General features: G+C 44.2%; 20 protein-coding genes and 1 pseudogene. 2 read left to right on the forward strand and 19 right to left on the reverse strand.

Annotation, left to right across the window (positions count from 1 at the left end; translation table 11 throughout):
• Window positions 1–2 precede the first annotated feature (2 nt).
• The gene (locus tag PRIO_RS20300; RefSeq protein ID WP_020432175.1) at window positions 3–218 is read left to right on the forward strand and encodes a hypothetical protein; all 216 of its coding nucleotides are present in this window, start codon (window positions 3–5) and stop codon (window positions 216–218) included.
• A 755-nt stretch (window positions 219–973) separates the two neighbouring features.
• Here the strand turns inward: PRIO_RS20300 and PRIO_RS20305 are convergent.
• From PRIO_RS20305 to PRIO_RS37485, 18 genes and pseudogenes are all read right to left on the reverse strand, one after another.
• Window positions 974–2,725, reverse strand: coding sequence for a hydantoinase B/oxoprolinase family protein (locus PRIO_RS20305; protein WP_020430738.1), 1,752 nt, complete (start codon window positions 2,723–2,725; stop codon window positions 974–976).
• A complete protein-coding gene (locus PRIO_RS20310) occupies window positions 2,709–4,229 on the reverse strand; it encodes a hydantoinase B/oxoprolinase family protein (protein ID WP_052741498.1) in 1,521 nt (506 codons plus the stop codon). Before PRIO_RS20310 ends, PRIO_RS20305 begins: the two co-directional genes overlap by 17 nt.
• A 1-nt stretch (window position 4,230) precedes the next feature.
• Window positions 4,231–6,324, reverse strand: a complete 2,094-nt coding sequence (locus tag PRIO_RS20315) for a hydantoinase/oxoprolinase family protein (RefSeq protein ID WP_046504363.1) — start codon at window positions 6,322–6,324, stop codon at window positions 4,231–4,233.
• Between the two features lie 37 nt (window positions 6,325–6,361).
• A complete protein-coding gene (locus PRIO_RS20320) occupies window positions 6,362–7,714 on the reverse strand; it encodes a cytosine permease (RefSeq protein WP_020430746.1) in 1,353 nt (450 codons plus the stop codon).
• A 16-nt stretch (window positions 7,715–7,730) separates the two neighbouring features.
• Window positions 7,731–8,099, reverse strand: coding sequence for an OsmC family protein (locus PRIO_RS20325; RefSeq protein ID WP_020430748.1), 369 nt, complete (start codon window positions 8,097–8,099; stop codon window positions 7,731–7,733).
• Window positions 8,096–8,773 (reverse strand): TetR/AcrR family transcriptional regulator, encoded by a 678-nt coding sequence (locus PRIO_RS20330; RefSeq protein WP_051010672.1) that lies wholly within the window; start codon window positions 8,771–8,773, stop codon window positions 8,096–8,098. The genes PRIO_RS20325 and PRIO_RS20330 overlap by 4 nt, the downstream gene beginning before the upstream one ends.
• A 468-nt stretch (window positions 8,774–9,241) precedes the next feature.
• Window positions 9,242–9,931 (reverse strand): metal-dependent hydrolase, encoded by a 690-nt coding sequence (locus PRIO_RS20335; RefSeq protein WP_020430751.1) that lies wholly within the window; start codon window positions 9,929–9,931, stop codon window positions 9,242–9,244.
• 139 nt (window positions 9,932–10,070) lie between these two features.
• Complete coding sequence (locus PRIO_RS20340; RefSeq protein ID WP_046504368.1) at window positions 10,071–11,246, reverse strand: MFS transporter; 1,176 nt, start codon at window positions 11,244–11,246, stop codon at window positions 10,071–10,073.
• Between the two features lie 148 nt (window positions 11,247–11,394).
• Window positions 11,395–11,697 carry an ArsR/SmtB family transcription factor gene (locus PRIO_RS20345; protein ID WP_039790131.1) on the reverse strand — a complete coding sequence of 101 codons (303 nt, stop codon included), beginning with the start codon at window positions 11,695–11,697 and terminating at the stop codon, window positions 11,395–11,397.
• A 159-nt stretch (window positions 11,698–11,856) separates the two neighbouring features.
• The gene (locus PRIO_RS20350; RefSeq protein ID WP_046504371.1) at window positions 11,857–13,980 is read right to left on the reverse strand and encodes a thioredoxin domain-containing protein; all 2,124 of its coding nucleotides are present in this window, start codon (window positions 13,978–13,980) and stop codon (window positions 11,857–11,859) included.
• Window positions 13,981–15,092: 1,112 nt separating this feature from the next.
• Window positions 15,093–15,926 carry a DUF5677 domain-containing protein gene (locus PRIO_RS20360; RefSeq protein WP_046504376.1) on the reverse strand — a complete coding sequence of 278 codons (834 nt, stop codon included), beginning with the start codon at window positions 15,924–15,926 and terminating at the stop codon, window positions 15,093–15,095.
• Between the two features lie 309 nt (window positions 15,927–16,235).
• A complete protein-coding gene (locus PRIO_RS20365; RefSeq protein ID WP_046504379.1) occupies window positions 16,236–17,069 on the reverse strand; it encodes a hypothetical protein in 834 nt (277 codons plus the stop codon).
• Window positions 17,070–17,234: 165 nt separating this feature from the next.
• Window positions 17,235–18,005, reverse strand: a complete 771-nt coding sequence (locus tag PRIO_RS20370; protein WP_046504382.1) for a hypothetical protein — start codon at window positions 18,003–18,005, stop codon at window positions 17,235–17,237.
• Window positions 18,006–18,276: 271 nt separating this feature from the next.
• Complete coding sequence (locus PRIO_RS34975; protein WP_020431545.1) at window positions 18,277–18,438, reverse strand: DUF255 domain-containing protein; 162 nt, start codon at window positions 18,436–18,438, stop codon at window positions 18,277–18,279.
• Window positions 18,439–18,716: 278 nt separating this feature from the next.
• Window positions 18,717–19,703: a hypothetical protein gene (locus tag PRIO_RS20375; RefSeq protein ID WP_046504386.1), complete on the reverse strand. Its 987-nt coding sequence runs from the start codon at window positions 19,701–19,703 to the stop codon at window positions 18,717–18,719.
• Between the two features lie 459 nt (window positions 19,704–20,162).
• Complete coding sequence (locus PRIO_RS20380; RefSeq protein ID WP_046504390.1) at window positions 20,163–20,987, reverse strand: hypothetical protein; 825 nt, start codon at window positions 20,985–20,987, stop codon at window positions 20,163–20,165.
• A gap of 307 nt (window positions 20,988–21,294) precedes the next feature.
• Entirely contained in the window at window positions 21,295–22,098 is an 804-nt protein-coding gene (locus PRIO_RS20385) for a toll/interleukin-1 receptor domain-containing protein (RefSeq protein WP_046504393.1), read from the reverse strand.
• Window positions 22,099–22,375: 277 nt separating this feature from the next.
• Window positions 22,376–22,533: pseudogene (locus PRIO_RS37485) on the reverse strand (DUF255 domain-containing protein); the annotation flags it as partial.
• A 477-nt stretch (window positions 22,534–23,010) separates the two neighbouring features.
• Here PRIO_RS37485 and PRIO_RS20390 point away from each other — a divergent pair.
• The gene (locus PRIO_RS20390) at window positions 23,011–23,382 is read left to right on the forward strand and encodes a hypothetical protein (protein WP_046504396.1); all 372 of its coding nucleotides are present in this window, start codon (window positions 23,011–23,013) and stop codon (window positions 23,380–23,382) included.
• Window positions 23,383–24,631: 1,249 nt separating this feature from the next.
• Here PRIO_RS20390 and PRIO_RS20395 read toward each other — a convergent pair.
• A complete protein-coding gene (locus PRIO_RS20395; RefSeq protein ID WP_046507201.1) occupies window positions 24,632–25,633 on the reverse strand; it encodes an alpha/beta fold hydrolase in 1,002 nt (333 codons plus the stop codon).
• Between the last annotated feature and the right edge of the window lie 122 nt (window positions 25,634–25,755).

A 25,755-nucleotide genomic window follows, 5' to 3' on the forward strand; every position in this document is an offset into this window, starting at 1 on the left:
TCATGAGCAAGGGAAGAGTATGGAACAAAGGCAAGCATAACGGGCGGGGGCTGTCGAAGAAGAATATAGCGGCAGAGGTAACAGATAACAAGTCACAACCAGCGCCGGCCCCTGAGGAAAGCTTTATTCCGCGCATTGATACGGTCAAGCCGATGAACCGCAGCAACTGGGTAACCCGGCCAGCACGGGTGGTGCCGAAGGAACCGGAGAATAAATAATGATCCGTGATACAAGTAGAAACGGCTACGCCGTCCTTATTAGGAGCCTATGCTTCCGAAGCAGCGATACAGAGTATCGCTTTCAGGTACCCGTTTCAGCGAGAAATAGAAGGAACATTTATAGCGTGAAGCATATAAATTCTTATATTTGAACCAAAACGGCTGTGCGGTCCTCCACGGGACAGCGCAGCCGTCTTGGTTCTAGCGTTACCTTGGAGAACGACTCCCCATGAATCCTACGGCAACTTTTTAAGTGGAAAAAGGTTAACTAATTTGCCGAAGTTCCCTATTCTCGGGCAGATGAAGTGGAAAAAGGGACACTAATTCAGCCCATTTCACCATCGGACAAGAAATGTGGCCCAATTAGGTATACTTTTTCCACTTCAATCTCAGGATTTCTTAATTTCCGGAAAAATAAGTTCCCTTTTTCCAACTAGCACCTGCGAAGAAGCCGGTAAAGACGGATCGCCCTATTCCTTCGCGATCGATCCGCAGCCGTTACGGACAGGAGAGCCGTTATGGATAGAAGATTCGGCTATTCCGCAGGACTACGGACTCAGATGCCTTTATTTCTCCCTTTCCCCTTGATTCCAGGCTCCATCGAACGTTATAACGGCTCCTGAGTCCGTAACTGCAGATAAAATTACAGAAAAAGGGGAAGTCTGTTCACCCACATATAAATTATCTTTTAAAAAAGGGATGAACCGAGTATTGCCGCGGCTCATCCCTTACTGATTGTTGGGGCTGAATTCAATTCAGCCCTGTTTTAGCTGACGAAGTTCTGCCGTTTTGCGGTCATCGACCGCAAACCCTCCATCGACACGAACAATCCCTACGCCATACTCCCGTTCAGCTCCTTCGACAGACACGATACCGTTCAGAACATCCTCCAGCACTTTGCCCGGCTCCCGAAGCAGCGGATTTCCCCAGCCTCCGCCTCCGGCACGGTGGAATGTAATGATGCCGCCCGGTTCCATGTGTACATGAAAAGCTGTTTCCCGGACTTCAAGAGGGGCCGACTGGCCGTCGCCCAGTACCACCAGATTCGCAGGTGCGTCGCCGCCCCCGCATAAACCGCGGGTCGTGTTGCGTACCCCGGCCATCATCACACTGGTGTAGCTTGGCTCAAGATGCTGTATTTTCACTTCAAGTCCCGGTGCACCGCGGTATTGACCGGCTCCCGTATAATCCGCGGCATATTCATGCTTAAGCACACGGCTTGGATACTGGAGTTCATTCATCTCAATGGAAGGCAGGATGACCCCGGTCATTACCGGCGGATACAATCCCCAGCCATCGGTTTCGAAGGCGCCTCCGGCCCCGCCCGTATAGCCGAAAAAGTTCAGATTGACCCAGGGACGCCCATCTTCATAGGTTCCGTTCGTATACGCCAGCGGCAGCTTATGCGCATTGACGCCTGCTCTTTCAGGCGCACACTGGGAGATCGCAAGGAGAACGGCTTCGGCAATTTCGGCACCCACACAGGCTGTGGCATGCCCGCATGGGGCCGGCAGGCGCGGATTGACCACAGTGCCTTCAGGAGCCGTTACCTTAACCGGATTCATGTACCCTTCATTGATCGGTATGCTCTCGTCACAGCAGGTGGAGACCGCAACAAAAGCAAATGAAGTCGTATTGGAAAGCGGGCTGTTGATGAATCCGGCTACCTGCGGAGAGGACCCTGTAAAGTCAATCTCAAGCCCGCTGCCTTCAACCTTTACTGTGGCACGGATTTTGATGTCACGGTTCCCCTGAAAATCGTGGTCAGCGAAAGTTTCCGCCGTATACGTGCCGTCAGGCCAACTGGAAATTTCCTCGCGCACCCTCCGCTCCGTATATTCGATCCGCTGCTCAATCGCACCAATGACGGAAGGGGGGCCGTAACGTTCCAGCAGCTGTCCGATCCGTTCGGCGGCCATCTTGCAGGCGCCGATCATCGCGTCCAGATCCCCCTCAAGCCAGTGCTCCAGCCGGTTATTCGCCAGAATCATCTCAAAGACATCGCGGCGCTTCTCGCCGCGCGCATACAGCTTAATGGGTGGAATCCGCAGCCCGTCATGCCAGATGTCCCGGGAACGCGGGTTGTAACCTCCGGCTACGGGCCCCCCGTTATCTCCCATATGGCTTCGTACCGCAGGAAGCAGAATGGGTCTGCGGCCGTGGAAGACCGGCATTACTATGGTCCAATCCAGACTGTGCGAGCCGCCATGGTAAGGATCATTTACCAGCAGCACATCGCCGGGATGCAGATCATTTTTGAAGGCCTCCATTAGCTGGTCTACTGCACTGACAATGGCATACAAATGCAGCGTGCAGCCTGGTGCCTGGGCCACAAGTCTGGTGGAGCTGCGGGTGAAATCAAAGACACCTGTCGTAAAATCATGCGCTTCATTAAAAATAGGCGAACGGGCAGTGCGCGTAACAACTGCGCTCATTTCTTCAGCGACTGAATCGAGAGTTCCGCCTACAATCTGGCTGAGCAGCCAATCATCAACCTTTCTTGCCATGAAGGCCAACCTCCTTTTCTGCGGGTCTCCCGCCGCCGTTCCGGGCAAATGTGTAATGGATTGTTGCACCAGCCGATATAGGCAGTCCAGTAACCGTACCTTTCCACACTTCTCCACAGCTCTCTACAGCCACTGACAGACCGGATGAATCCGCTTGATCCGGCACAAAAATACAGGCCTCCCAGCTGCCGTCCAGCAGCTCAACCCGCACTTCCATACCCTCATCCCCGGCCAGTTCCCGCTGTGTCATGCGCAGTCCGCTTCTCCACTCCAGCTCCTCCGCCGAGGCGAGACTGCGGCCGCTGTGCAGCACCGGCGGGCCCCACCCGCCGGCAGATGCCGTATAGCCCAGTTCAAGGAACACAGGCACTGTCTGCTTCTGCGAACCTATGGGTGAATAGAGTACCGTAAGCGGTGCAGCACCATGAACAGCCGGAAACTTCCCTTCGTTATTGTCAGATCCATTTAATGCATGAGTGACGGCTGCAGCTACAGCCTGCCCGGCCGTATGATATCCGAGCGCAGTCGCAGATGGATAAGCGGGATTCACAATACTCCCGGCTGGCAGCTTGAAATCGAACACATCCAGCAAACCGTCATTAACAGGCAGAGATTCCAAATGCTCTGCCAATATTGCCACAACCGCGCAGGCAGATGTGGTTGCCTCACTGCAATTGAACGGCGCTTCCACCTGCGAGGCAGAACCGGTGAAATCCGCTTTCCATAGATTCCCCTCCCGCTGCATCCGGACCTGTACCCTTCCGCTCACCTTTGAAGCCGAGAAATCGGCAGCACCACACCACTCCTTCCGGCCTTCCGGGAGCAGGTTCAGGACCTGCTCCTGCGTGTGTGCCTTCATCTGCCCGATGGCCCGGGCCACCTTACTCAAGCCATAGGCTTGGATAATCGAACGAAGTCCTGTCTGGGCCTGCAGCAGACTTGCCCGAAGCGCATCCAGATCGGATGCCAGCAGCCCTGGAGTCCGGCTGTTTGCCAGTACAAAACGCTGCACATCCCGCTGCAGCTTGCCTCCTGAATACAGCTTGACGGGGGTGATGCGCATACTTTCCTGCCACATCTCAAAGGCTTCGGGATGATATCCTCCGGGATATTCCCCCGCAAGATCCGTTAGCTGAACCCGGATCACCGGCGAAAGAGTCAGCTCGCCTTCCAGAAAGAACGGCAGGACCATCGTAAGCATCTGGCCTTTGGTTCCGCCCTTGTAGACATCAGCGGAGATCAGCACATCCCCTTCTTCGAGATCATAGGCAAAATGGTCATACATGGCCCGCGTGCTTGCACGCAGCGCATACAAATGCTCCGCCTCTCCCTGGATTTGATGAACAAGCCCAGCAGCTTCTGTTACAATCCCGGCCGCAAAGGCCCGCGATTCAGCGATCAGCGGCGACCGGGAGATCCGCTGCAGCTGTTCCCCTGCGTGGCGGCTCACCGCTGCGATTTTACCGTAGATAATCTGGTCTTCAATACTGTGGACTGGAGGCATCCTATACCGCCTCCTTTTCTTTCCGCACCTCAATAATACAGTTGCCGCCCGGGTCAATCAGCGCCTCATCTCCCGGATACACGACAATCGTCGATCCCCAGTGCTCAATAATCGCCGGGCCTACAATCAGATTGCCCGGCACCAGCAGCGAGCTGTCATAAATCTTCGTCTCATCCGCCTGCTGTCCAAAATATACCGGGCGGGAGGAGATTTGAGCCGCCCCGGGATCTTCTTCACTGAACTGGCCTTCCTGCAGCTGTATCCGGTCCCTGACTCCGATCAGATCGAGCCGCAAATTCAGCAGTTCGATTTCCTGACCGATATTTTTGTGGGCATAGAGCCGTTCATGCAGTTCATGAAACTGACCAAAGGCAGCTTCCATATTCAGTTCCGTAATCTTGCGGGTACGTGTGCGGATCGGAACCGTTACCTCATGAACCTCGCCTTCATAACGCATATCCGCATATTTGCGGACTTCCATATTCAGATTCAGCTTCCCGCTCTCTCCGAGCTTTTCTTTGGCAGAACGTTCCATCTGCTCAAAACGCTGATTGATATCAGCCAGTTGCAGCTCTTTCGAATTCCCGTAGAACGTGCGCAATTCAGTGACTTTGAGGTTGGCGATCACATCGCCAAGCGCGCACAGCACAGGGGCGAAGCCCGGGACAATAACCGTATTGATGCCAAGCTCCTCCGCCTGCCGTCCAGCATGAACGGCTCCCGCCCCGCCTGCAGCAAGGAGCGCAAACTTGCGGGGATCGTAGCCGCGCTGGGTCGTTACAAACCGGATGGCGTTGGACATGTTGTTATTCACAATCTCCGATATCGCAAGCGCCGCTTCAATAACCGAAACCCCTAACGGTTCCGCAACCGCCCGGCGGATGGCTTCTTCTGACAAGGTGCGGTCCAGCTTCATTTCACCGCCCAGGAAGTTATCGGGGTTAATATATCCCAGCACAACATTCGCATCGGTTACCGTTGGCTCAGTACCGCCCCGGCCGTAGCAGGCCGGGCCTGGTGTTGACCCGGCACTGCGCGGCCCCACCTGCAGCATGCCTCCGTTATCGATCCAGGCGATGCTGCCGCCACCTGCACCTACTGTATGGATATCCAGCATCGGCAGCGCTACACGGTAGCGGCTGATCCAGCTTTCCGTCGTCAGCGTCGGCTGAAGCTGCTCGATGACCGAGACATCATAGCTTGTCCCGCCCATATCTACCGTGATGAGATCCTTATATCCGATACGTTCACCTATAAAAGCAGCCGCAGTCACGCCACCGGCCGGTCCGGACAGCAGGCAGCTTGCAGCAAGCTGTCCGCTCTGCACAATGTTCTGCACCCCGCCGCTGGACTGCATGACAAAAAGCTCGCCTTTGAACTGCTGCTCCCGCAGACGGCGGTCCAGCCGTTCCATATACCGCTTCATTGCCGGAGCCGTATAAGCATTCACAATGGTTGTACTGACGCGTTCAAACTCCCTTATTTGCGGCAGCACCTCCGAGGACAATGTAACAAAGATGTCAGGTGCTTCTTCTTGGGCAATCTGCTTCACCTTCTGCTCATGTGCCGGGTCCAGGAAGCTGAACAGGAAAGAAACTGCAATCGCCTCCACCTTCTCCTCCTTGAAGAAACGGATAGCTTCCCGTACCGCTGCCTCATCCAGGGGGATGATGGTTTGTCCCTGTGCCCCCACACGCTCAGGAACACCGATACGAAGGCGTCTCGGTACAATCGGGTAAGGTGCAGGGAGACGCGGCGAGAATACACTTTCCTTATAAGCGCGGCGGAATTCAATCTCATCCCTGAAGCCCTCGGTAGTAATCAATCCCACTTTGGCCCCGTTATACTCCAGAATCGTGTTGGTTGCCACCGTTGTCCCATGCACAAGCAGCGAACAGCGGGTAAGGAAATCCAGCATGCTGATATTCAGCTGCCTGGACAATTTCTCAATTCCCTGAATCACCCCATCCGAGGGATCGGGGGTTGAAGGAGTTTTGGTCGCCGTAATGTTCCCCCGTTCATCCAAAGCTGCCAGATCCGTAAATGTGCCCCCCACATCAATTCCAAGCATCCAGCTGTTATTCTCTGCTGTCATTTGTTGACCTCCTGCCCTTTTCTTGTACCGTTAAAGTTTAGTAACCTGTAGAATCTTCCGTAGTTTGTCCCCACTCATAGGGAATCCGCAGCAGCCGCAGCAGCGCAGTCAGCACCGGATAGATGATCAGACCCAGAACGGTCGAATTAATCGGGCTGATTCCCCATGCAATATTTGACGCGATAACGCCTGCAATGATCACAGCGGCGATGGCCGCGAGATTAATTCCGCTATACTTCGTGCCCTCACCAAATTGATAGGTGCCTCTGCGCACAATCCAGTGATCGGCAATCATAACCCCCGCAATCGGCGGCACATAGACGCCAAGGAAGTTCAGGAACGGCACGAAATGATCCTGATAGCCTGTCAGCGCAATCACAATACCAAGTACCCCCATGATGAGCACCAGAACGAACTTCGGCAGCTTCACCACATTGCGCAAACCAAGTGCGCCTGTATACAGATTGTTGTCATTGTTGGACCATTGGGCAAAAACCAGAATCAAAAAAGCAAAGAAGCCCATGCCAAGCTTGGCCATTACAGCCGGGATATTAGGAGTGGCCCCCAGGTCAGGCAGTTGTGCCGCAAAGGTCATAGCCGCTCCGGCGACCACCGAAAAAATCCCGCCGACAAAATAACCAACCGCTGCGCCCATACCGCCGGCCAGTGGTGTCTTCCCATACCGCGAAACATCCGGGAAAACGATGGCGCCAAGCGCCGCATTCCCCACTACCAGAGTGATTCCCGCGAACAAGCCAAGGGACGCGCCGGTAGGCTGAAGAGCAAACAAATTACTTAATCCGCCAGAAGCATCGGCAGCAACAAATATCCCCCAGATCGAAAGAACAATGACCAGCGGCACAGCAACAAAGCTTAAATAAGTAATCCCCTTATAGCCGATCAAAGCCGTAAAAATCATAAGCACGCCGCCCCAGATAATCGCGAAGGTCGGGTCCGCAAACCATTGGCCGGGAAACATTTGCTCAATCGTTGATCCGAAAAAAGCAACCTGCCAGCCAAACCAGCCGATCCCCATCGTCAGCGACAGCAGTATGCCGAACAGTCCGGCACCGGCCCGCCCGAAGGCCTGCCGGGCGAGAACAGCGGTAGCCACACCGTATTTAGCCCCCATCCAGCCTTGGAAAAACCCGTACACCGCCAGAATGGTCATCCCGATTACCGCCGCCAGAATGGCTTGTCCGAAGGTCATGCCCGCTGCGAGTGATCCCCCTACAAATATGGTCGATAAGGAGATAATCCATCCGCAGCTGGTAAAAGCAACATTAAGCCAACTTTTCCGTTTTTCCGCCGGGACCGATTGAATCGCGTAATCTTCGAGGGCTGCTATATTTCCCTGCCGGCCCGCTGTATGCTCTTTTTGGATTGCCATTGATGATAACCTCCGCTTATGGTTTAATTTCGTAAGTAATTTCACTGCCGCGTTTTAAGGTGTTGCCAATGGTACACACCCGGGACGCCTGCAGCAGCAGCTTCTCTTTGATTTCCGTGCTTAATGCACCGGGGAATATCACCGAGACGTTCATATTCTCAACACGGGGTGCCCCTCCATGGGCTTTATGAGGCACTACTTCGACTGTCAGCAGATTGCTGTCCAGCCCCGCATCCCCCATTAATCTGACAAGGGAAACCGCGATGCACATGCCCAGTGACTCACAAAGAATATCCATGGGCGACTGTCTGGCGCCTGCGGGCGCTTCATACGTATTGTCGCTGTTAACCGTATAACTGTGATTGCTCCATAGGACTGATATCATTCCGAACCCCCCTTCTTGTCTTCATTTACTGTATTCTTCGTTGTGCCCAGCAGACCAAAGAACTCGAATCTGGCTGTCTCGGCAGCAAGCTCCTCAGCGGTCTTCCGGGACAGCTCGGATTCCGCCTCCCTTGGCCCGAACAGCCAGCGGGAAATCACGCCTTCAATAAGACTCACCAGAAGCATCGCCCGGAGTGAGGAATCAATGTTAGCCGGAAGCATCTGCAGCTCCACCGCACGTTCGATATTGCGCCGGAATGCCCGTTCCATCTCATTTCTCGTTTCGTTCACCGCACTGCGGATGACCTCGTCATTACCTGCCCCGGCATACAAAAGCTCCATGAAATAACGGTTGCTGCCCGCAAAACGGAACAGGCTGGTTAAAAGCAGTTCAGACGCAGTGACCATATCCTCTACGGTTCCTGAATGGCTTCGGTATCCTTGACCGATCACCTTCACAATCTCGGCTCTGCCGCTCGCAATAATCTCCAGAGCAATGGCTTCCTTGCTCTTGAAATGCCAGTAAAACGTGCCTTGTGCGACACCGGCCTGCTTGACGATATCCGAGATTTTTGTATTATGGTATCCGAATTTGGCGAACAGCTCCAGAGCGATTCCGAGCAGTTCGCTTCTGCGTTCTTCACTTTTTTTGGTATTTGTTTCTTCGCGCGAAATGGGATTTCCCCTCCCTCGAATTCAAAACTGATTGATCAGTCAGTCGATTTATTTTATATCCTATAAGATAACTTGGTATTAGTCAATCATTTAGTTTAATTTTTATACATATATCTTCTGCTCGTTATCCGCAACATAGGAAATCATGGTTTTCGTATCAATGAAATCTCGGAGAAGGATACAATGCCGGAGGTTGAGCCAAAAGCAGCATTTCCAAAAGATTCTAACGTACAGAGTGCAGCAGATTGAGATTTATCGCCGACTTACGGTCACACCTGATTCGAAAGTCTCCCATCCTTCCATACATCATGCGGTCACTTTTCGTGGCTCCAACACACAATAATTCAGCCGCGATCCGGACAGGAGATGTCTTTTGCCAATATAACCCCAAAAAAAGAACACCACCGAAGTGATGTTCTATTGCCATGTTCTCCAACTTGTGCTGAATACTGCTGAACCCGTTATAGTTTACAGCTCCAGTGACTCCCCGTAACCAAGCACCGTGCCTCTGATTCCTTCTTCCCCAAGCGCCCGCACAAAAGCATTCGCATCCTGCACAATAGGCGGGAAGGTATTGTAGTGAATCGGAAGCACCTGCTTGGCTCCCAGCCATTTGGCGGCAATCAGCGCATGCTCCGGTCCCATAGTGTAATGCCCCCCGATAGGCAGAATCGCCAGATCGATGTCATACAGCTCACCGAACATTTTCAAATCTCCGAACAGGCCCGTGTCCCCGGTGTGCACAACAGTGCGTCCTTCCGCCTGAATAATGAATCCCGCAGGCATGCCGCCATAAATCGCTTTCTGCCCGTCTTCCAGCGTAATGCCGGAGCTATGAAAAGCATGAATCATCGTCGCCTTGGCAAAACCAAGATCAACCGTCCCCCCGATGTTCATCCCGATAGTCTGGACGCCTTGTCCTTCCATGTAACCAGCCAGCTCCACATTCGCCACGATTGGCACATTATTCTGCAGCGCAATCGGGGCAGCATCCAGAATATGATCCACATGGGCATGGGTCAGCAGCACCATATCTGTCTTGACCTCCTCCGGTTTGGTGACCGCAGCGGGGTTGCCTCTAAGAAACGGGTCGATAATGAGCGACTTCCCGCTCACCTCAATCTGAATGCAGGAATGGCCGTGGTAAATGATTTTCATGGGATATCTCTCCTTATCATCCTTTATACTCATTTCAATACGAACGTATGAAATAATAATATATTTCAACTTCATTCCCTGTCAAAAAAGACGTCAAGTATGGATGGAACCCGTTCTGACATGACGCTCTCCCAGCTTATTACAGCTTTTGTTCGAGCACAGTTTTTCTTTCAGCTCCAAGCCGATATAAAATCAGAGTTGCACTTGTTGCCAAAAACACACTAGCTGCACCAATCCATGTAATCGAAGACAGCGCAATCTGCTGAACCGCAAGTCCTCCAATCCCAGCCCCAGCCGCCATAGCCAGCTGCATCATCGACTGGTTCAGGCCTAACATTACCCCCGACGCTTCGGGTTTCAAGGTAGTGATATGGTACTGTTGGGTGGGCCCGGTTGACCAGGCTGCAAATGACCAGAGCAAAAGCACAGCCAGCACACCGACAACGGAATGGGTAACAAGAGACAATAGGACAAGCATCAATATATGCAGCAGCATCCCGCCAAATAACGTAGGATACACTCCCCAGCGATCCGCACTGAAGCCGCCAATTTTCGAACCGATCATACTGGCAATACCGAAGATTAACAGTGCACCACTGATGTAGCTGTCGTTAATCCCCGAAATCGTAATCAGGTACGGAGACAAATAAGTATACGCGATGGAATATCCTCCGAGCCAGAAGAACGTAACGGCTAATCCCAAGGCCACTTTTGGTTCCTTCAGCAATGCAAGCTGCTGCGATAAGGGAATGGGTTCATCACCTTTGATACGTGGAATTGTAAGAAAAATAATCAGCATGGAAATTAGTCCCAACAGTGCAATACCTAGGAAAATATACTTCCATCCGATGGCATCCGCCGTCATTCTTCCCAGAGGAACACCAATAATCAGAGAAGCTGTGAAGCCCATGACAACTGTTGCTATCGAGCTTGCCTGCCTGCCTTCCCGGGCGATTTTAGCTGCAATATTTAGTGCCGTAACTACGACTATTCCCGCACCAAGCGCCATAATAATACGTGCGACCACGAATAACCCATACCCAGGCAGAACAAAGGATAAAATGTTAGCTGCAACGAACAAGCCCAGACCTGATAGAATTAATCTTCGTCTGTCCATGCTTGCCGTCAGTGCCATAAGAATTGGTGTACAGATAGCATATACGAGCGAGAAGATCGTGATCAATTGTCCACCAGAAGCCAGTGAAACGCCGAATGAAAGTGAGATGCGGTCTAAAATTCCAGACACAATATACTCAGATGTCCCCACCAAAAAACTTATAATGGCCAAAATATAAACTTTCCAGCTTACCGACATGGATCGTTCAACTCCTTAATTTTCTTTTATATAAAGATATATCGCGAATTGTTAATATGTTTGAATAAAAAAATAAACAAATCGCGAAATATCGAAATGTTGTAACAAATAGAAACTGAATCCTCGGAATAAGAATTCAGTTTCTGGGCTATATCTCATCTTTCATAAAAGCTGCCAATTGACGAATCGCCTGTTCGTTTCTTTGGTAGTACGTAAATTTGCCAATCCGTTTGGTTGTAATCAGTCCGGCCCGCTGCATCATCGCAAGATATTGGGAAGCCGTCGACTGCGTCATGTTCAGCTTGTTCGTTATCTGGGTTACACATACCCCAACTTCAGTCATATCAATCCCTTCATGGGGTGTAAAATGGAGATTCGGTTCTTTTAGCCACTGCAAGATCTGAAAACGCGATTCATTCGACAAAGCCTTAAATACTTCGATAGGGTTCATATTCATCATTATATTGATAATTCACGATATGTCAAACTCAAAATCGGAGATATGGATCTCCATTCTTCCAGATTCTTAGCGTTCTGAGCTAAAGTAGTGACGGCCGGTCGCACAAAACAAAGAGCAGCCCTTGCCACAGGCTGCTCTTTTGTTTCTACGCTACACTTCCCGATGGCCTGTAGCCAAAAGCTCCCTGACCGCCTCCATGCTCGTAACCGGTGCACGGCAGGCAAAGTTCCGGCAGACGTAAGCTGTCGCTTCCCCGTTAAGCGCCGGTTTGTCCGCCAGGTGCGGAAGCAGACGGAGAATCCCTTCGGCGTCTCCTTCCCAGTTGACAAGCAGCGCAGCGTCAGGCAGATACGCCTGCTGCACCTGGGCCAGCATACCGTGAAGCGCGGAATCCTCCCGCTTCCCGGACAGCACCCATTCCCGGCCGCCGGAAGCCATTGCCAGATGAGCCTGCAAATACATCGCATATCCCGGAGGGTACTCGGATGCTGATGCAGCCATCACCGCTGCCGTACGCTCAGCAGCCGTCTTCAGCTCCACATCCTGGGTCATCACCGACAGCTTCCACAGCAGCTTCGCTGCCACCGAGTTGCCCGAAGGAAGCGCACCGTCATACAGCTCCTTGGAACGGATCGGCAGCTCCTCACCATCATGGCCTGTGAAGAAGAACCCGCCCCTTTCCTGATCGGCGAACAGTTCCAGCAGCCCATCCTTAAGCGTCAACGCCCGCTCCAAATGAACGGCTTGGCCTGTAGCTTCGTACAGCTCGGTCAGCCCCCAGAGCAGGAACGTGTAGTCGTCCAGATAAGCAGGAATCGCAGCATCGCCATCCCGGTAGCGCGCCAGCAGCCTGCCGTCCTCACGGCGGCGCAGCTTGTGCCAGATAAAGTCCGCCGCCGCGGCTGCGGCCCCAGCGTACTCCGGCTTTTGCAGGGCTTTGGCTCCCTTGGCCAGCGCCGCGATCATCAGCCCGTTCCAGGAAGTGAGCACCTTATCATCCTTCGATGGATGAATGCGCTGCTCCCGGTAGGCGAACAGCTTCTCGCGCCATTCCTCCATCCGGGTCCGCAATCCCAGCGGGTTCATCCCCATCCGTTCCGCCATGTCGTCCGGCAGCCCTTGCAGCAGATTCGGGATATTCGCACCTTCAAAGTTCCCCTCAGGTGTAATTCCGTACACATGGCAATAGGAGTGCATATCCTCCAGGCCAAGCGCCTCCTCGATCTCCTGACGGGTGAAGACATAGAACTTCCCTTCCACCCCTTCGGAATCGGCATCCTCCGCAGAGTAGAAAGCCCCTTCCGGCGACGTCATATCACGTTGCACATACGTAAAGATCTGCTCGGCGACCTCTGCATAGAGCGGTTTCCCCGTGATCTGGTACGCCTCCAAATATGCAATAGCCAGCAGCGCATTGTCGTAGAGCATTTTCTCAAAATGCGGCACCAGCCACTCCCGGTCCGTGGAATAACGTGAGAACCCGTAGCCCACATGGTCATACATGCCACCACGGTACATCGACTCCAGCGTCTTCTCTACCATACGCAGCGCTTCCGGCTGGTTATACATCTGGCTGTACGCCAGCAGAAAAGACAGATTATGCGGTGAAGGAAACTTCGGCGCATTGCCGAACCCGCCATATTCCTCATCGAACTGGCGGCGGTACAGCGCATACGCTTCATGCAGCAGCTCCTCTCCGGGAACTCCTGCCCCGCCTTCTCCGGCACGTCCGGCATTTTTGCGGTCCAGCGACTGAAGATCCGCCAGCAGGTCATCCCCTAGCTTGTCCAGCGCTTCACCGTCCTGCTCCCATTTGCGGTGAATCTGCTCCAGTACATCCATCAGCCCGATACGCCCGAACATCTGCCGCTTCGGAAAATACGTCCCCGCATAAAACGGCTTCTTCTCCGGCGTCAGCAGCACCGTCAGCGGCCACCCCCCGCTCCCCGTCAGCGCCTGACACACCGACATATACAGCGCATCAATATCCGGCCGCTCCTCACGGTCCACCTTGATCGCGACATAGTGTTCGTTAAGGAGCTTAGCGACCTCCTGATCCTCGAAGGATTCTCTTTCCATTACGTGACACCAATGGCAAGTGGAATAGCCGACAGATAAGAAGATCGGCTTGTTCTCCGCCTGCGCCTTGGCAAAAGCCTCTTCGCCCCATGGATACCAATCCACAGGGTTGTGGGCGTGTTGAAGTAGATAGGGTGATTTTTCGTTGACTAATCTATTGGGTGTTTTATGAGTTGTCACCAGGCGTCCCCTCATTTCGGATGATTTGGGTAAAGTGTTGTCTAGGGATAGTTTACCCAATTTGGTGGGGGAGGGCTCAATAGGTAATAAAACTATATAGACTTTTTAACCTAGCAAACGTGGTTTAAGACATCAGAATTTAAAAATGCGCCAATTAACTTGATTAATGGCAAGAGCAGTTATAAAGCAGTTATTAAGTACATTGAAGAAATTGTAATCTCCAGACTTATAAATTAATCCAGTACAATTTATTAATATGAAAATTACTATATAAATAAGATTTATGTGTGATACTAAATCCTCAGAGGTGTATTCGTGTTTGATTTTTTTCTACCCATTACAGAAGAAATAAAAAAATGGTTAACTTTTACTCCTATTAGGCGATAAAGAATTAAAAATATTGTAATTATAATATAGAAAATACTATATAAGAAGCACTTAAGATTTGGCCTTGAAGCATAGCCGTCACTGCGGTGAGTATTTGGACTTCCGGTCGCTGTTGTCGTAAGAATTTCTTCATTTGATACCGCTTCTAGCGGTAGAAATCCGGTGACAAAGGCGAGCGCTATCGCTCCTACAGTTCCAAATTTCCCCTTCGCTTCTTTTCGCTTTTCGTTAATTTCTTTAGTGCTTCTTATATAGAAGGGTTAATATTTAAATTAAAGCTAAATAAGGACAGCAACCCACTACCAACAAGAATCAACAATAAATATATGTAAGAGGTAACTATCATAGTAGTAATTGTTGAGTATTATTTAAACAATATGACTACTATAAAAAATATAATTGCATCTACAATTAATGTAATAAGTACGATTCTTGTAAGATTGTTATACACACTAACGCCTAATAAGACACCTATTAGTAAAAACAATATAAACTGATTGATTCTATTTTTATAATTTAAATGACTCAAAATCATTATTGCTCCTAATAAACAACCCATAGCCGAAATAAGAGTGATAAGCATTGTAAAGTATAGAACTCTGAATTCCTTACTAAGGTTTAGATCAGGTATGTACTTCTTAAGTGCAACAATAGAGATCCACATTATTATCATGCCAACAATAGAAAAGCTTAATTTTAATTTAGTCGAGGTATTGGATATAAAAAATACATCTCTTATTTTAATTACCACTAATAGGATAAACAAAATCCATACCTTTGCTTATTCTTTGATCTAACCATTCATAAAAATTTCCACTCTTCAGCATAGTTTTTATAAATTTTATATCTTCTTTATTTAATAGATGTACGAATCTTCTTAATCTAGTATAAGAATCTACTATAGAAGCAAAATACATAATACTAACTTCTACTGCTATTGTTACTAGATGGTACATTCCTAAATGAAAATTCTCAGAGAATCCCCCTTTATAATTAATAATGCCCAATGGAAAAGAATGAACACTATTCGAAAGAAAATTATACATGCCGGATTCATGATCCTTGTTTATTGGAGAGTGGTTTTTAGCGATCCGCTCAAATAAATATGGCTTCTCACCTTTCATTATTTTCTTCTTTAATTTTTCATCTAACAAATTAAATAATGAATTTTTTCTCAATACCCCCTCTGCAAATGACACAGACATCATGCTAGACTCTCTTACACTATCTTCTTCAGAAAAACCAAGTTTATTAAGTATTCGCTCCCTACCTAAACCGTCATGTAATACCATTATACTCCATCTCAATTCAAACTCTTCTTTACTTATATCTAATTCAGAAATGTAATGATACACTTTATGAGTTTCAATAATATTTCTAGCTAAACTAGCAAGGGAGCTTGCATCAAATGTCTTCTTGGTTTCTGCATCATGTGGCCAAAGTCTAATAAAGCTATAAACATTTAAAAGTGCTTTTTCAAATAAATCCTCTGCATAAAGAATTCTAGATGTAACAGTATGTTTTTTATTTTCTATCCGGGAAACTTGCCTTGCAATTTCAGCTAACCTCTTCAAGTTGTATGCTCTCTCTTTAGGATTTATCATTTTATTTACATTTTATCCCTTTCTTATAACGTAACTGTATTAACGAACACAAAGGGATTGTCTGCTGTCAAGACATATTCCCTATTAGTTCTATTAGTATTTGGAGAATGCAAATAACGTTCCTATATTCACGATCCCCGTTAGGGACTATGTGCTGAAATTCCCCTCTTAGATTCACCTCACAGCTAAAGCTACATCAAGAGGCACTGCTTGAATATAATGCTAAGTGTAGGGAAAGCAGCGTCGAAACATAGGCAATCTATAAATCATTAACTATCTTTATCTTTCAATTATATCAATGCTTGGATGACTTTTAATTATTTCCAGAGCCTCATAAAAAGACTGTGCATCTATGATGTTGGCGGATAAGTTCCCCTTTTTGAATTCTTCTACACTTTTAAATGTTACTAATATAGGCATCTTGCCTCCAGTATTTTTTATCATATTATTTAAATACTCAATTCCTTTTAATACCGTGGGAGCAATTTCATAGATGTAATCTTGATAAAGTTGTTTAATAAACATCATTGAAATCTCAATATGTATATCCAATGAGATTAATTCAGACATTTTTTTAATATCTTCAGTAGCATGTTTCCATGCCTTAAACTTTAATAATGTTTCTCTTGAAGCGAAAAATCCATTTGTTCCAGATTCACTCTGATGAATTACTGATAAAGGAAAGCCAAAATGTAAAACATAGTTTCTCATAAGTACAATGAAACGATAGGAGATGTGGTTGTCGTAAAACACGCTTGTTTTTTCTTGAAACTTCTTCATTCGTTCTTTACCAAAATATTTACTGTTATATTTTTCTCCATAATCGATAAACATTGATACTGCCGCTAAATAGTTGATTAGTAAACGATTAGCTTCTAAGTATGCTACTTTTTCGTCTGCCCCTTGATAATCTTTTGCTCCTGATGAATATAATAAAAATTCATTTCCGTTTCTATTTAATAAATTGTGAACATTGTCCATTGCACTTATTTTACTTGCTTCTCCTAACGCAATATTATGACTGTCGTATTCATCTTTCGTTATATGTTTCTGAATAATAAATTCATGTCCATGCTCAAGTGAAAATTTTCTATAGCCTAATGCATAAATCATAATCTCCCACAAACTCCTTCTCAACTTTTCTTTACTATTCTTCTGTATTTAAATTTTTTTGATAGTTTATGTATTTTCGAATTGTGTGTGTCAGACTCACTTCTCCCAAACCATTGAAGATTGAGGTGCTTAGTCCCCGATGCATTAAAAAGGTACTAGACGATGTCATCTCTCCGAAGCCAATTCCATATAATGACCTAATAAATTTTTTACTACTGTTGGTATATTCAGTCTTGCAGCAATCTTAATGGCTGCTAAATAGTCGGTAAAGTCTAAATGATTAACTATTAACTCTTCTTTCTTTTTTAAATCACACCTTGAATAATAAATCCCCCACATCAATGTATCTGCACTGACAGAAATATATTTGGGGATAGAGTCTGATATTAAAATAGCTACAACTTCTGATTGTCTATCAAGTAATAGCCCATTCTTATATACGTCCTCAGCCCACTTGAAAATTAACGAGTTTGCTTTGGGATACCTTAGTAATCGATTAACAAGATGATCTGATTCTTGATAATTATCAATTAGCCATAGTATTTCATCATTATCTAATACTTGATTCTTGATAAACAAGCTGACCGCCCACTGAATCTCTTCTCTTCCCACAAGAATAAAACTTTTATAAAGATAAAATAATTTTGAGATCAAGGATTTAGGAAGGTCTTCAGATTCTCGATTCTTAATAATTTGTTTCAAGACTTTTAAACACTCTCCCCTGCGAAATCTACGGTTCTCTTTCAAATCATTCACAACGAGATCAACTAAATATTCTATTGAATTACTATCAAGTGATGCGCCTTTCAATAAATGCTTATGTGAGACAATATCATTTGGAATTTTGATAAAATCTTTAATATAGTGTTGTGGATGAAACTCAAAATCTTCATAAATTAATATTTCAAGATGATGGTTTATTTCTTCTTCCTTCATTGTCATATATTCCCCCTCTATAATTAGATAATTTTGGAAATTATTATATTCACGAACTTCGTGAAACTCCCAACATCCTCTAACTATTTAAACATTATTAGGTAGGACGTTTCTATCAACTGTATTCTTATTATACTGCACAATGGAAGAATATGACGAACATGTTCCTGCATCCAACTGAAGAACTCCCACTAATACTATTAGCAAGAGCTTCTATAGAAATTGATTCACACGAACATCCCACCAATGGCAAGTTCTTTGAAGTCAACAACTAGCTATACCCAATAGAAAGGAAGACGGGCTTATTATCGCGCTTGGCGATTTCAAACGCCTCTTCCGACCAAGGGAACCAGTTCACCGGGTTGTGAGCATGTTGCAGCAGATACGGCGACTTTTCCTTGGCTAATCTATTGGGTACTTTGTGAGTTGTCATGGGGCATCACCTCTTTTCGTGTGGATTTGGGTAAAGTATTGCTTAGGGTTAGTTTACCCAAAATGGTTGGGGAGGTTGCAGGGAACTTAGGCTTGATTGCGCTAGTGACCGTTCTCTCAAATATTTTATTGAATTCTTATAATTTAAGCGACAAAATATGTTGAAAAAAGCCCGCTGAACAAATATCGGGTTAGCTATACAACTTATTCAGGATTTTATCAGATCTTTAATTAAATTTTCGGTAATTTTGATTAATCGTTCTACATTTTCTTCTGCGTTTAGATTTTCAAGTACTTTTTTGCGCTCACTTTTTTCTCATGAGAATTAAACTCAGCACTAATTGAACTATAAAAATCATGATATTTGGGACTTAATTTCTCGGGATCAATTCTAACGTTCGATACATATTTTCCGTCAAAATGAGCAGTCTCATCACTAATCATTGCCTCTGCTAGATTACTAAGAGCACGATGATTAGTTGCTAGGATTCTGTTGTAATTATCCCCCGATTCTTCACCTGACCTCTGGCTCGCAGAATAGGTATTCATGATTCTCAAAAAACTCATATACCAAGACACATTCCAAGCCTTTCTGACCAATTCAATATTATTATTGACTTTCATTAATGATTGTAAATTATTAAACTCCTCATCTGACGAAAACAAAAAATAAGTTATAGCAGCAATCTCATATAGTGAAATAGATCCGATAACCTTCGTCATATATTCTAGCACTTCTCTAAAAATTCTTTCTTTTTTCTGCATACCATGTATTTTAATCAATTGATAAAACTTAAGCATAGGTAAGTAAGATACGATAACAATTCTAGAAGTATTGTAAAGAGAGTCTCGAATCGAATTAATTAATTCTTGATTTGATTTTTGCTTTGGCTCATGATTTTGAAGCTCTTTACTCTTATGATACTTTATATGTTTCTCTAGTTTAGGTATTGATAAACTTAAAATACTTGAAACAGCTCGTTTACTACCGTAATACTTTTTACGTTCTAATTCTCCTTCTATTAAATCAATAGATAGTTCACTTAACGCATGACTGTATTCACAGTTCTTATTTTCATTATTTATATGTCTAAGGAACATCATTAAATTCCTTAGTTTGTCCTCCCTCATTTTTGAAGGATGGTAAAATGCCTTTTCTATACTCACCACTACATTGGAGTCTAAAATGTACTGCTCATTCTTGCCGAGAGATTCGTGATATATATTATATATAAGATTTACTCCGTGCGTTCTATCTACCTTCATAATTATGCGCTCCTTTGAAGCTATTTTAATTTTGAATAACGTTTCTTTTTAAAATGTCTTCCGCAAAACTCAATTGGACCACAATAGTAAGTCAATGCTTATATATTTGACTGTCGAATCGAGTCAAGTTATACTCTGATCATCAGCTTCGTATATCACGTAAAAATCAGGTGCGTATATCTTTTACTGCGCATATCTCTCATGTACCTTTCGTATATCTAAGCTGAAAAAATCAAAGTTATGCGAAGACAAAGCACCAAAAGTGAAGTAGGGAATGTGGAGAAAGCCTTACGGGCAAGGGGTTCGGGCATTTTTGAAGGTGCAGAAAATGGTTCGCATAATATGGTGTTATACGATGGAATCGTTCTTCTTGAATTCACCCACATTATTAATTCTTTATTGAGTAGGTATTTAAGTAGATTTCACTTTTCATTTGGGCATGCCTATGATTCAACCAACTTATCCTTGAGAAAAATATTCTATCAATGTCTTAATCATTTTCCCTACACTTCCATTGTTCATGTACGAATCTACTACCGTAACTGTAGCAGAAGATGTTGCAAGTACACTATTAAATACATGAGCAATTTTTAATTTGAGACTATTAGGTACACTGCTATCTTGTTTTGTATTCAAATGATCTATTAACTCATTCATAACTTCAACTATTTTTTCAGACTCTGGTTCCAATATGTTAGGCATAATATCCCTTACGTCTTTTTTTGTTACTGTTTCAAACCTTCCTGCATTTAAAGCTATTGTTAAATCAAATGCATCATGATAATTAGTCCTTCTATGTACACTGAAATCGCCATCATATTTTTCAAAATCAACAGCCATGCTAAAGAGTGATCTTTCAGTTGTATGAACTAATATTGAAGCCTCCCTCGTAGTTGCATTGACGTAGAAATCAAATATTCCAGGGTTTCTATGGGGGAATCCTTCCATGTACAAGTTAGGCTTTGGACCAAACTTTATTAACTTAGGTAGGTAACCCTCTGGTCCTGTAATACATATAAGAAAACCATCTGGTACTCCGTAATCATCAATAAATCTGATTTTATTCTCTGAGATTCTATAACAACTTGTTTCACGTCCTTTCGGCTTTTCTTGAATTGTTACTCTCTGATCAGTAATGATTATAGGAAACATTGGATTGTTCAGCTTCTTCGAGGGGCTCCTCATTGTTTCGTATGTCCAATTAATATATTGTCCCGTTGCAAAATGTACTTTAAAATCTGCATGCTCATTTACTTTTTGTACCAATAAAAAATTATGATACATACTGCACCTCCCACAGGTTTTTTATTTATAGACCTACAATAATTTCAGGATAAAACATTCTGAGAATGCTGGATCAATATTTTATGCATGTAAATTAATCTTCTTTATACTGCTTTTAATTGATTCTATCGTATAACGTTCCGCGTTCACGACGCCTCACCACATTAAGGACCGTAGGACCGGCCGCGTTGCGGTTAGGTGATGCAGGTGTGTTCCGGCATATGCTTCTTCGACATTTCTTCCGGGACCGAGGGCGTAGCCCGATGCGTGAACATATTGTTATATGAAGGATTGGTTCATCTTTGAGTTAGCTATAGGTTCTTCGAAGTTTCTCAATAAAATTGTTTTTAATGTCCTCCCATTTATTTTCTGAAAGATTTATTTCAAACGATTCTAATAGTTTGTTTTTGAATTGAATGAGATCAATTGGTTCCATAAGAGAATAGCCTTTTTTATTACGATCAATAACTCCTCTAATTTCTCCTGAAAAATTAGGTAATATAAATGTCGAGAAATCGTTTCGGGCTATCCAAGCTGCCCCCATCTCATTTAGGCAATACACACTCTCGTAATAATTATCAGACAACATAAAAAAGACGGTTGTTTGCCCCGATAAATTCTGTCGCAGGTAGTCAAATATATCAAGATCACCCGGAATACCATGTCTAGCTGAAGATGTGTATAAGATCATTTCTTCTGGCACTCCAATTACTTCCATCAATTCTACAAATGCATCACAAATACTTTTATCTTTGGAAGAGTGGCTCACGAATATTTTCATCTCTTCTTTACCTCGATCCTCAGTGCTTTTATCGTCTATCTGTGAGTCTACTAAATTCTTCAATTCACTTATGTAATCTTTGATTTTCTGTTCAAGTGCTAGGTGGACATTATGATTTGAAACGTATTCATTAGATTGAATTCTTGATTGATTCTGACCATACCAATCATTTATTAATTCTAAAAAATAAATTACTTCATCAAGTTTCCTTTCACCCACCGCTCTTACAAGTTGTTCCATAATATTTGAGATATACGGTTCTCCCGTATATTTTCGTATTACTCCTTGAATACCAGGAACATCATACGTTAGCTTTTTGAATGCATCCATGAATAACTACCTCCAATATTTTTTTAACCATCTTTCATATAACGTAATATTCACGAAGTTCATAAGTATAAGAAATACAATTGATTAAACGAACTCATCGTGTCTAAATAACCTTTTTGAAACGTGTTTTTATTATACTATGGAATGGAAGAATATGATGATCACTAATCCTATACTTTCATAGAAAAAGCCTCCGCCAATTCCTTCAGCAGAAGCTTCTAAAAATTGATTCACGCGAACATCCCCTCAATGGCAGGTACGTGTGAATCAACAAATAGCTATACCCAATAGATAAGAAGACAGGCTTGTTGTCGCGCTTGTCGACTTCAAAAGCCTCTTCCGACCAAGGGAACCAGTTCACCGGGTTATGTGCGTGTTGCAGCAAATACGGCGAATTCTCTTGGCTAATCTATTGGGTACTTTGTGAGTTGTCATGGGGCATCACTTCGTTTCGTGTTGGATTTGGGTAAAGTATTGCTTAGGGTTACTTTACCCAAAAGGTGGGGGAGGCGCAAAAAATAGAAAAAAGGCACCGCGAATACGATACCTTATCACATCCTTCGATATTAATCACAGAAGAAAAAAGAGGGGTTTCCCCCTCAAAGTTAAAGAATCAATTTTTAAGGCGAACCGCTGATTCCTTTCTTCGTAGAGCCGTTTATCAGATGTCTCTTTCATATATGTATATTTTCTTCACTACTCATTTTCATCGTTACCTTGAACTCATTTACCATGAATTACCCGGTTTTGCGATTTAAGAGACTTCGTTAGCTTCTTATTTACGTTCTAAAAGTTATACATAGGGATTGATTAAGGTTTTGAGCTACGGAAGTTGAATATATTAAAAGATGATTGTAAAGACGTATTTCATTGTAATAGAAATATATGTAAAATAATGAATGAGGTGATGAATTGACCACAAAAAAACGCAACTTTGTAATTGCAGCGATTGCTATACCTATAATTTCTATAGTGGGGTTTCTTTTTATGTTTACCAATATAATAAATCCTAACACAATTTTTGTGTCACAATGCAACATAACAAATAATTCAATATTAATAAAAGATGCTTTTACAGATAGTGCAAATAAGTATAGAGGATATAAACTTACTTATAACGATAATACGCTCTATATAAAAATAAAAGGAAGTCTATTATCATTTAATGGATCAGCTGGGGATTTTAATATTTCAATTAATAATGATTTTGGTAACATTCAAAAAATATATCTGCAGGGCTCTAATTCCTCACAAAGAACTCTCATTTGGTCTAAACAGAAATAAAAAAACTCCCGCCAGTTTGTTGATTCTTTTCAACGAGCGTCTGAATTCTATTCTCCATTAACCCAACTGTTCGGCTTCAATCCAAATCTGTTGCGTTACATCTTCTATCGAATAAAGTTGTTTTTCCAAATTGTCCTGTTATGTACTGATATTCGCCAGAGGACTTTCCACTCCCGGATGATGCTGAAATAACCACTTCCCACTCAGAGCAAAACGACGGCAAAAAATTGGTTCTTTTAATATTAAAATCCCAAGAAAAGCTCGACAAGCTGGCAGAAACTTATAAACAGTACTTTCAGGATCAAGGGGTCACAGACACATCGGAGACCATTGACGAGAAAAACCTTATCATTCAAGGAGATACAGATGCTGAAAGCTGGTCACTCGCTTTTCTTTTCATTTATGATGCTTTTTCTGCTTTTAGTACACTAGCTACAATCTCTTGGCTGATAGAAATTACTGCCTTTTTATCTTCTTGCTCTACAAAGTTCCCATGTTTATCTAGCGTATAACAACTCTTTATCAGGTAGCCCTGTTGACAATTGGGACAATGACCAAACCGTTGTTATTTTGTATGTATTGATTGATTTCACTTATTACCGGCTCTATCATCTCGCTATTTACGTCCAAAAGTTTATGTTCCTGTAAATACGCTTTGTTACATGAAGAACAATGTGTCTTACCATTTGTCATCAGCAATCCGGCACCTAGACCGCCTATTAATAATCCAACACATTGTATGAGGAATTTGCTGAAGTTTACCCACTTATTTGGTTCAATATCTATTGCATTGCTTACATGTCCTCTTGAAAATATGCTTAAACTGCTATTATTAAATTTATAATCATAATAGTTCAATAGAGTTATAGGTTCATCTGATCCTCCAAACACAAAATTGCTTATATGCTCCCCCTCAAACTTATAATTAATTTCATTCGATGCTGAGACTAGGCCATTTGATATTCTCCATACATAAACCCGCAAAATGAAAGTAATATGAAAATAACCGATATGAAGTAGTTGTTTTTATTCGGCTATTACAGCATTTTTCGACAGTTTCATCTTGATAAGAATTTTACTTAACAGCAGCTTGACGAGATTTCCGATCCATTCTTGAGGGTATATGAGTGGCAATAAGAACTGAATATGAACTATCAAAAAAATGCTACGACATGACATGCAAGGAAGCTTGCACATGATGCCGCAGCATGGATAATACGAGGACCGTGTTTAAACTTTCATTTTTAAATCATCTACCTGTCTTTTTTACTTCTTCCATAAACGCCCTAAAGTTTTCAACGATTTCTTTTGATTGGGTATGGTGTAAATAATGTGTTCCTTCAAATGTCATCACTTTTCCATGTACAGAATCTTTTATTTGCTCTTCATGTAGTGTTGACCATCCTTCAATTGCTGTACTATCCGGTTGTAAAAAGAATATAACAGGAAGGTTTTTTGGGAATGTTAAATTTTCAGCTGCTTTAAAATTAGGAAACATATTTTCTATTTCATTCACAATAGTAGGATTTCTGAAGTTTTTGTAAGAAAGAATTCTCATTTGTTCTTTGGTTTCATCATCAACTGGTATTGCAGCATAGGGGTCAGCACTTAGTTTCATTATCAATCTGGCTAAACCTGATTTTTTGAGTAGGGAAATTGTTGTATTTGATATTGGAGATTCAACAACCTTATCACCGTATTGTTTTGGAGCACTGCTATCGATCCCGACAAATGCACTCACTTCGTGTTCATATTTGTTCACATAATCTAGTCCGTAAATGCCTGCGATGGAGTGACCCATTAGGATATACCGGTCAATTTTAAGCCCCTGTAAAGCTTCATGAATTTCACTTACAATATTTCCTATGCTTCGTTCTTTTTCGGTTACATCACTTAATCCATAACCAAAAGGCTCAATCACTACGACTTTGTAAAATGGTGATAACTCTTCTACTAGCGGCTTAAAATCCAGTGCTGGTGTTCCTGTTCCCAAACCTGGTAGTAGCACGACTGTTTCTTCGCCTTGTCCTTGAATCAAGACATTCATGTTTTTCCCATCTACGGTTACAAACTGACCATAGGGCTTTATTTTTCCTTCCTCTGATTTACTGCTGATCTTATCAACGACAAAAACAATGGCAAGAAAAACGACGATTGCTATAGCTAATACTGCTAATACCTTAAGTAAAATGCTAAGTATTTTTTTCATTTTACTAGCTGGTTTTTTGCCTGTTGTTGTATCCAAGTCCATTTTCTCCACCTCACGTATTTTCACTCGCGTCTTCTCCTGTCGTTATTTCTGTATTGGGCTGCCTTATCGAGCCGTTAAACTAGCATATACGATAGAGATGTACTCCCCATGACGACAATATG

Origin of the sequence: Paenibacillus riograndensis SBR5 (genome assembly GCF_000981585.1) — a bacterium.
Taxonomy (GTDB): domain Bacteria; phylum Bacillota; class Bacilli; order Paenibacillales; family Paenibacillaceae; genus Paenibacillus_AQ; species Paenibacillus_AQ riograndensis.

Coding starts and splice junctions, on each gene's coding strand:
- PRIO_RS20300 (WP_020432175.1), top strand. CDS start 3: ATGAGCAAGGGAAGAGTATGGAACAAAGGCAAGCATAACGGGCGGGGG.
- PRIO_RS20305 (WP_020430738.1), bottom strand. CDS start 2,725: ATGGCAAGAAAGGTTGATGATTGGCTGCTCAGCCAGATTGTAGGCGGA.
- PRIO_RS20310 (WP_052741498.1), bottom strand. CDS start 4,229: ATGCCTCCAGTCCACAGTATTGAAGACCAGATTATCTACGGTAAAATC.
- PRIO_RS20315 (WP_046504363.1), bottom strand. CDS start 6,324: ATGACAGCAGAGAATAACAGCTGGATGCTTGGAATTGATGTGGGGGGC.
- PRIO_RS20320 (WP_020430746.1), bottom strand. CDS start 7,714: ATGGCAATCCAAAAAGAGCATACAGCGGGCCGGCAGGGAAATATAGCA.
- PRIO_RS20325 (WP_020430748.1), bottom strand. CDS start 8,099: ATGATATCAGTCCTATGGAGCAATCACAGTTATACGGTTAACAGCGAC.
- PRIO_RS20335 (WP_020430751.1), bottom strand. CDS start 9,931: ATGAAAATCATTTACCACGGCCATTCCTGCATTCAGATTGAGGTGAGC.
- PRIO_RS20340 (WP_046504368.1), bottom strand. CDS start 11,246: ATGTCGGTAAGCTGGAAAGTTTATATTTTGGCCATTATAAGTTTTTTG.
- PRIO_RS20345 (WP_039790131.1), bottom strand. CDS start 11,697: ATGAACCCTATCGAAGTATTTAAGGCTTTGTCGAATGAATCGCGTTTT.
- PRIO_RS20350 (WP_046504371.1), bottom strand. CDS start 13,980: ATGAGGGGACGCCTGGTGACAACTCATAAAACACCCAATAGATTAGTC.
- PRIO_RS20365 (WP_046504379.1), bottom strand. CDS start 17,069: ATGATTTATGCATTAGGCTATAGAAAATTTTCACTTGAGCATGGACAT.
- PRIO_RS20370 (WP_046504382.1), bottom strand. CDS start 18,005: ATGAAGGAAGAAGAAATAAACCATCATCTTGAAATATTAATTTATGAA.
- PRIO_RS34975 (WP_020431545.1), bottom strand. CDS start 18,438: ATGACAACTCACAAAGTACCCAATAGATTAGCCAAGGAAAAGTCGCCG.
- PRIO_RS20375 (WP_046504386.1), bottom strand. CDS start 19,703: ATGAAGGTAGATAGAACGCACGGAGTAAATCTTATATATAATATATAT.
- PRIO_RS20380 (WP_046504390.1), bottom strand. CDS start 20,987: ATGTATCATAATTTTTTATTGGTACAAAAAGTAAATGAGCATGCAGAT.
- PRIO_RS20385 (WP_046504393.1), bottom strand. CDS start 22,098: ATGGATGCATTCAAAAAGCTAACGTATGATGTTCCTGGTATTCAAGGA.
- PRIO_RS20395 (WP_046507201.1), bottom strand. CDS start 25,633: ATGGACTTGGATACAACAACAGGCAAAAAACCAGCTAGTAAAATGAAA.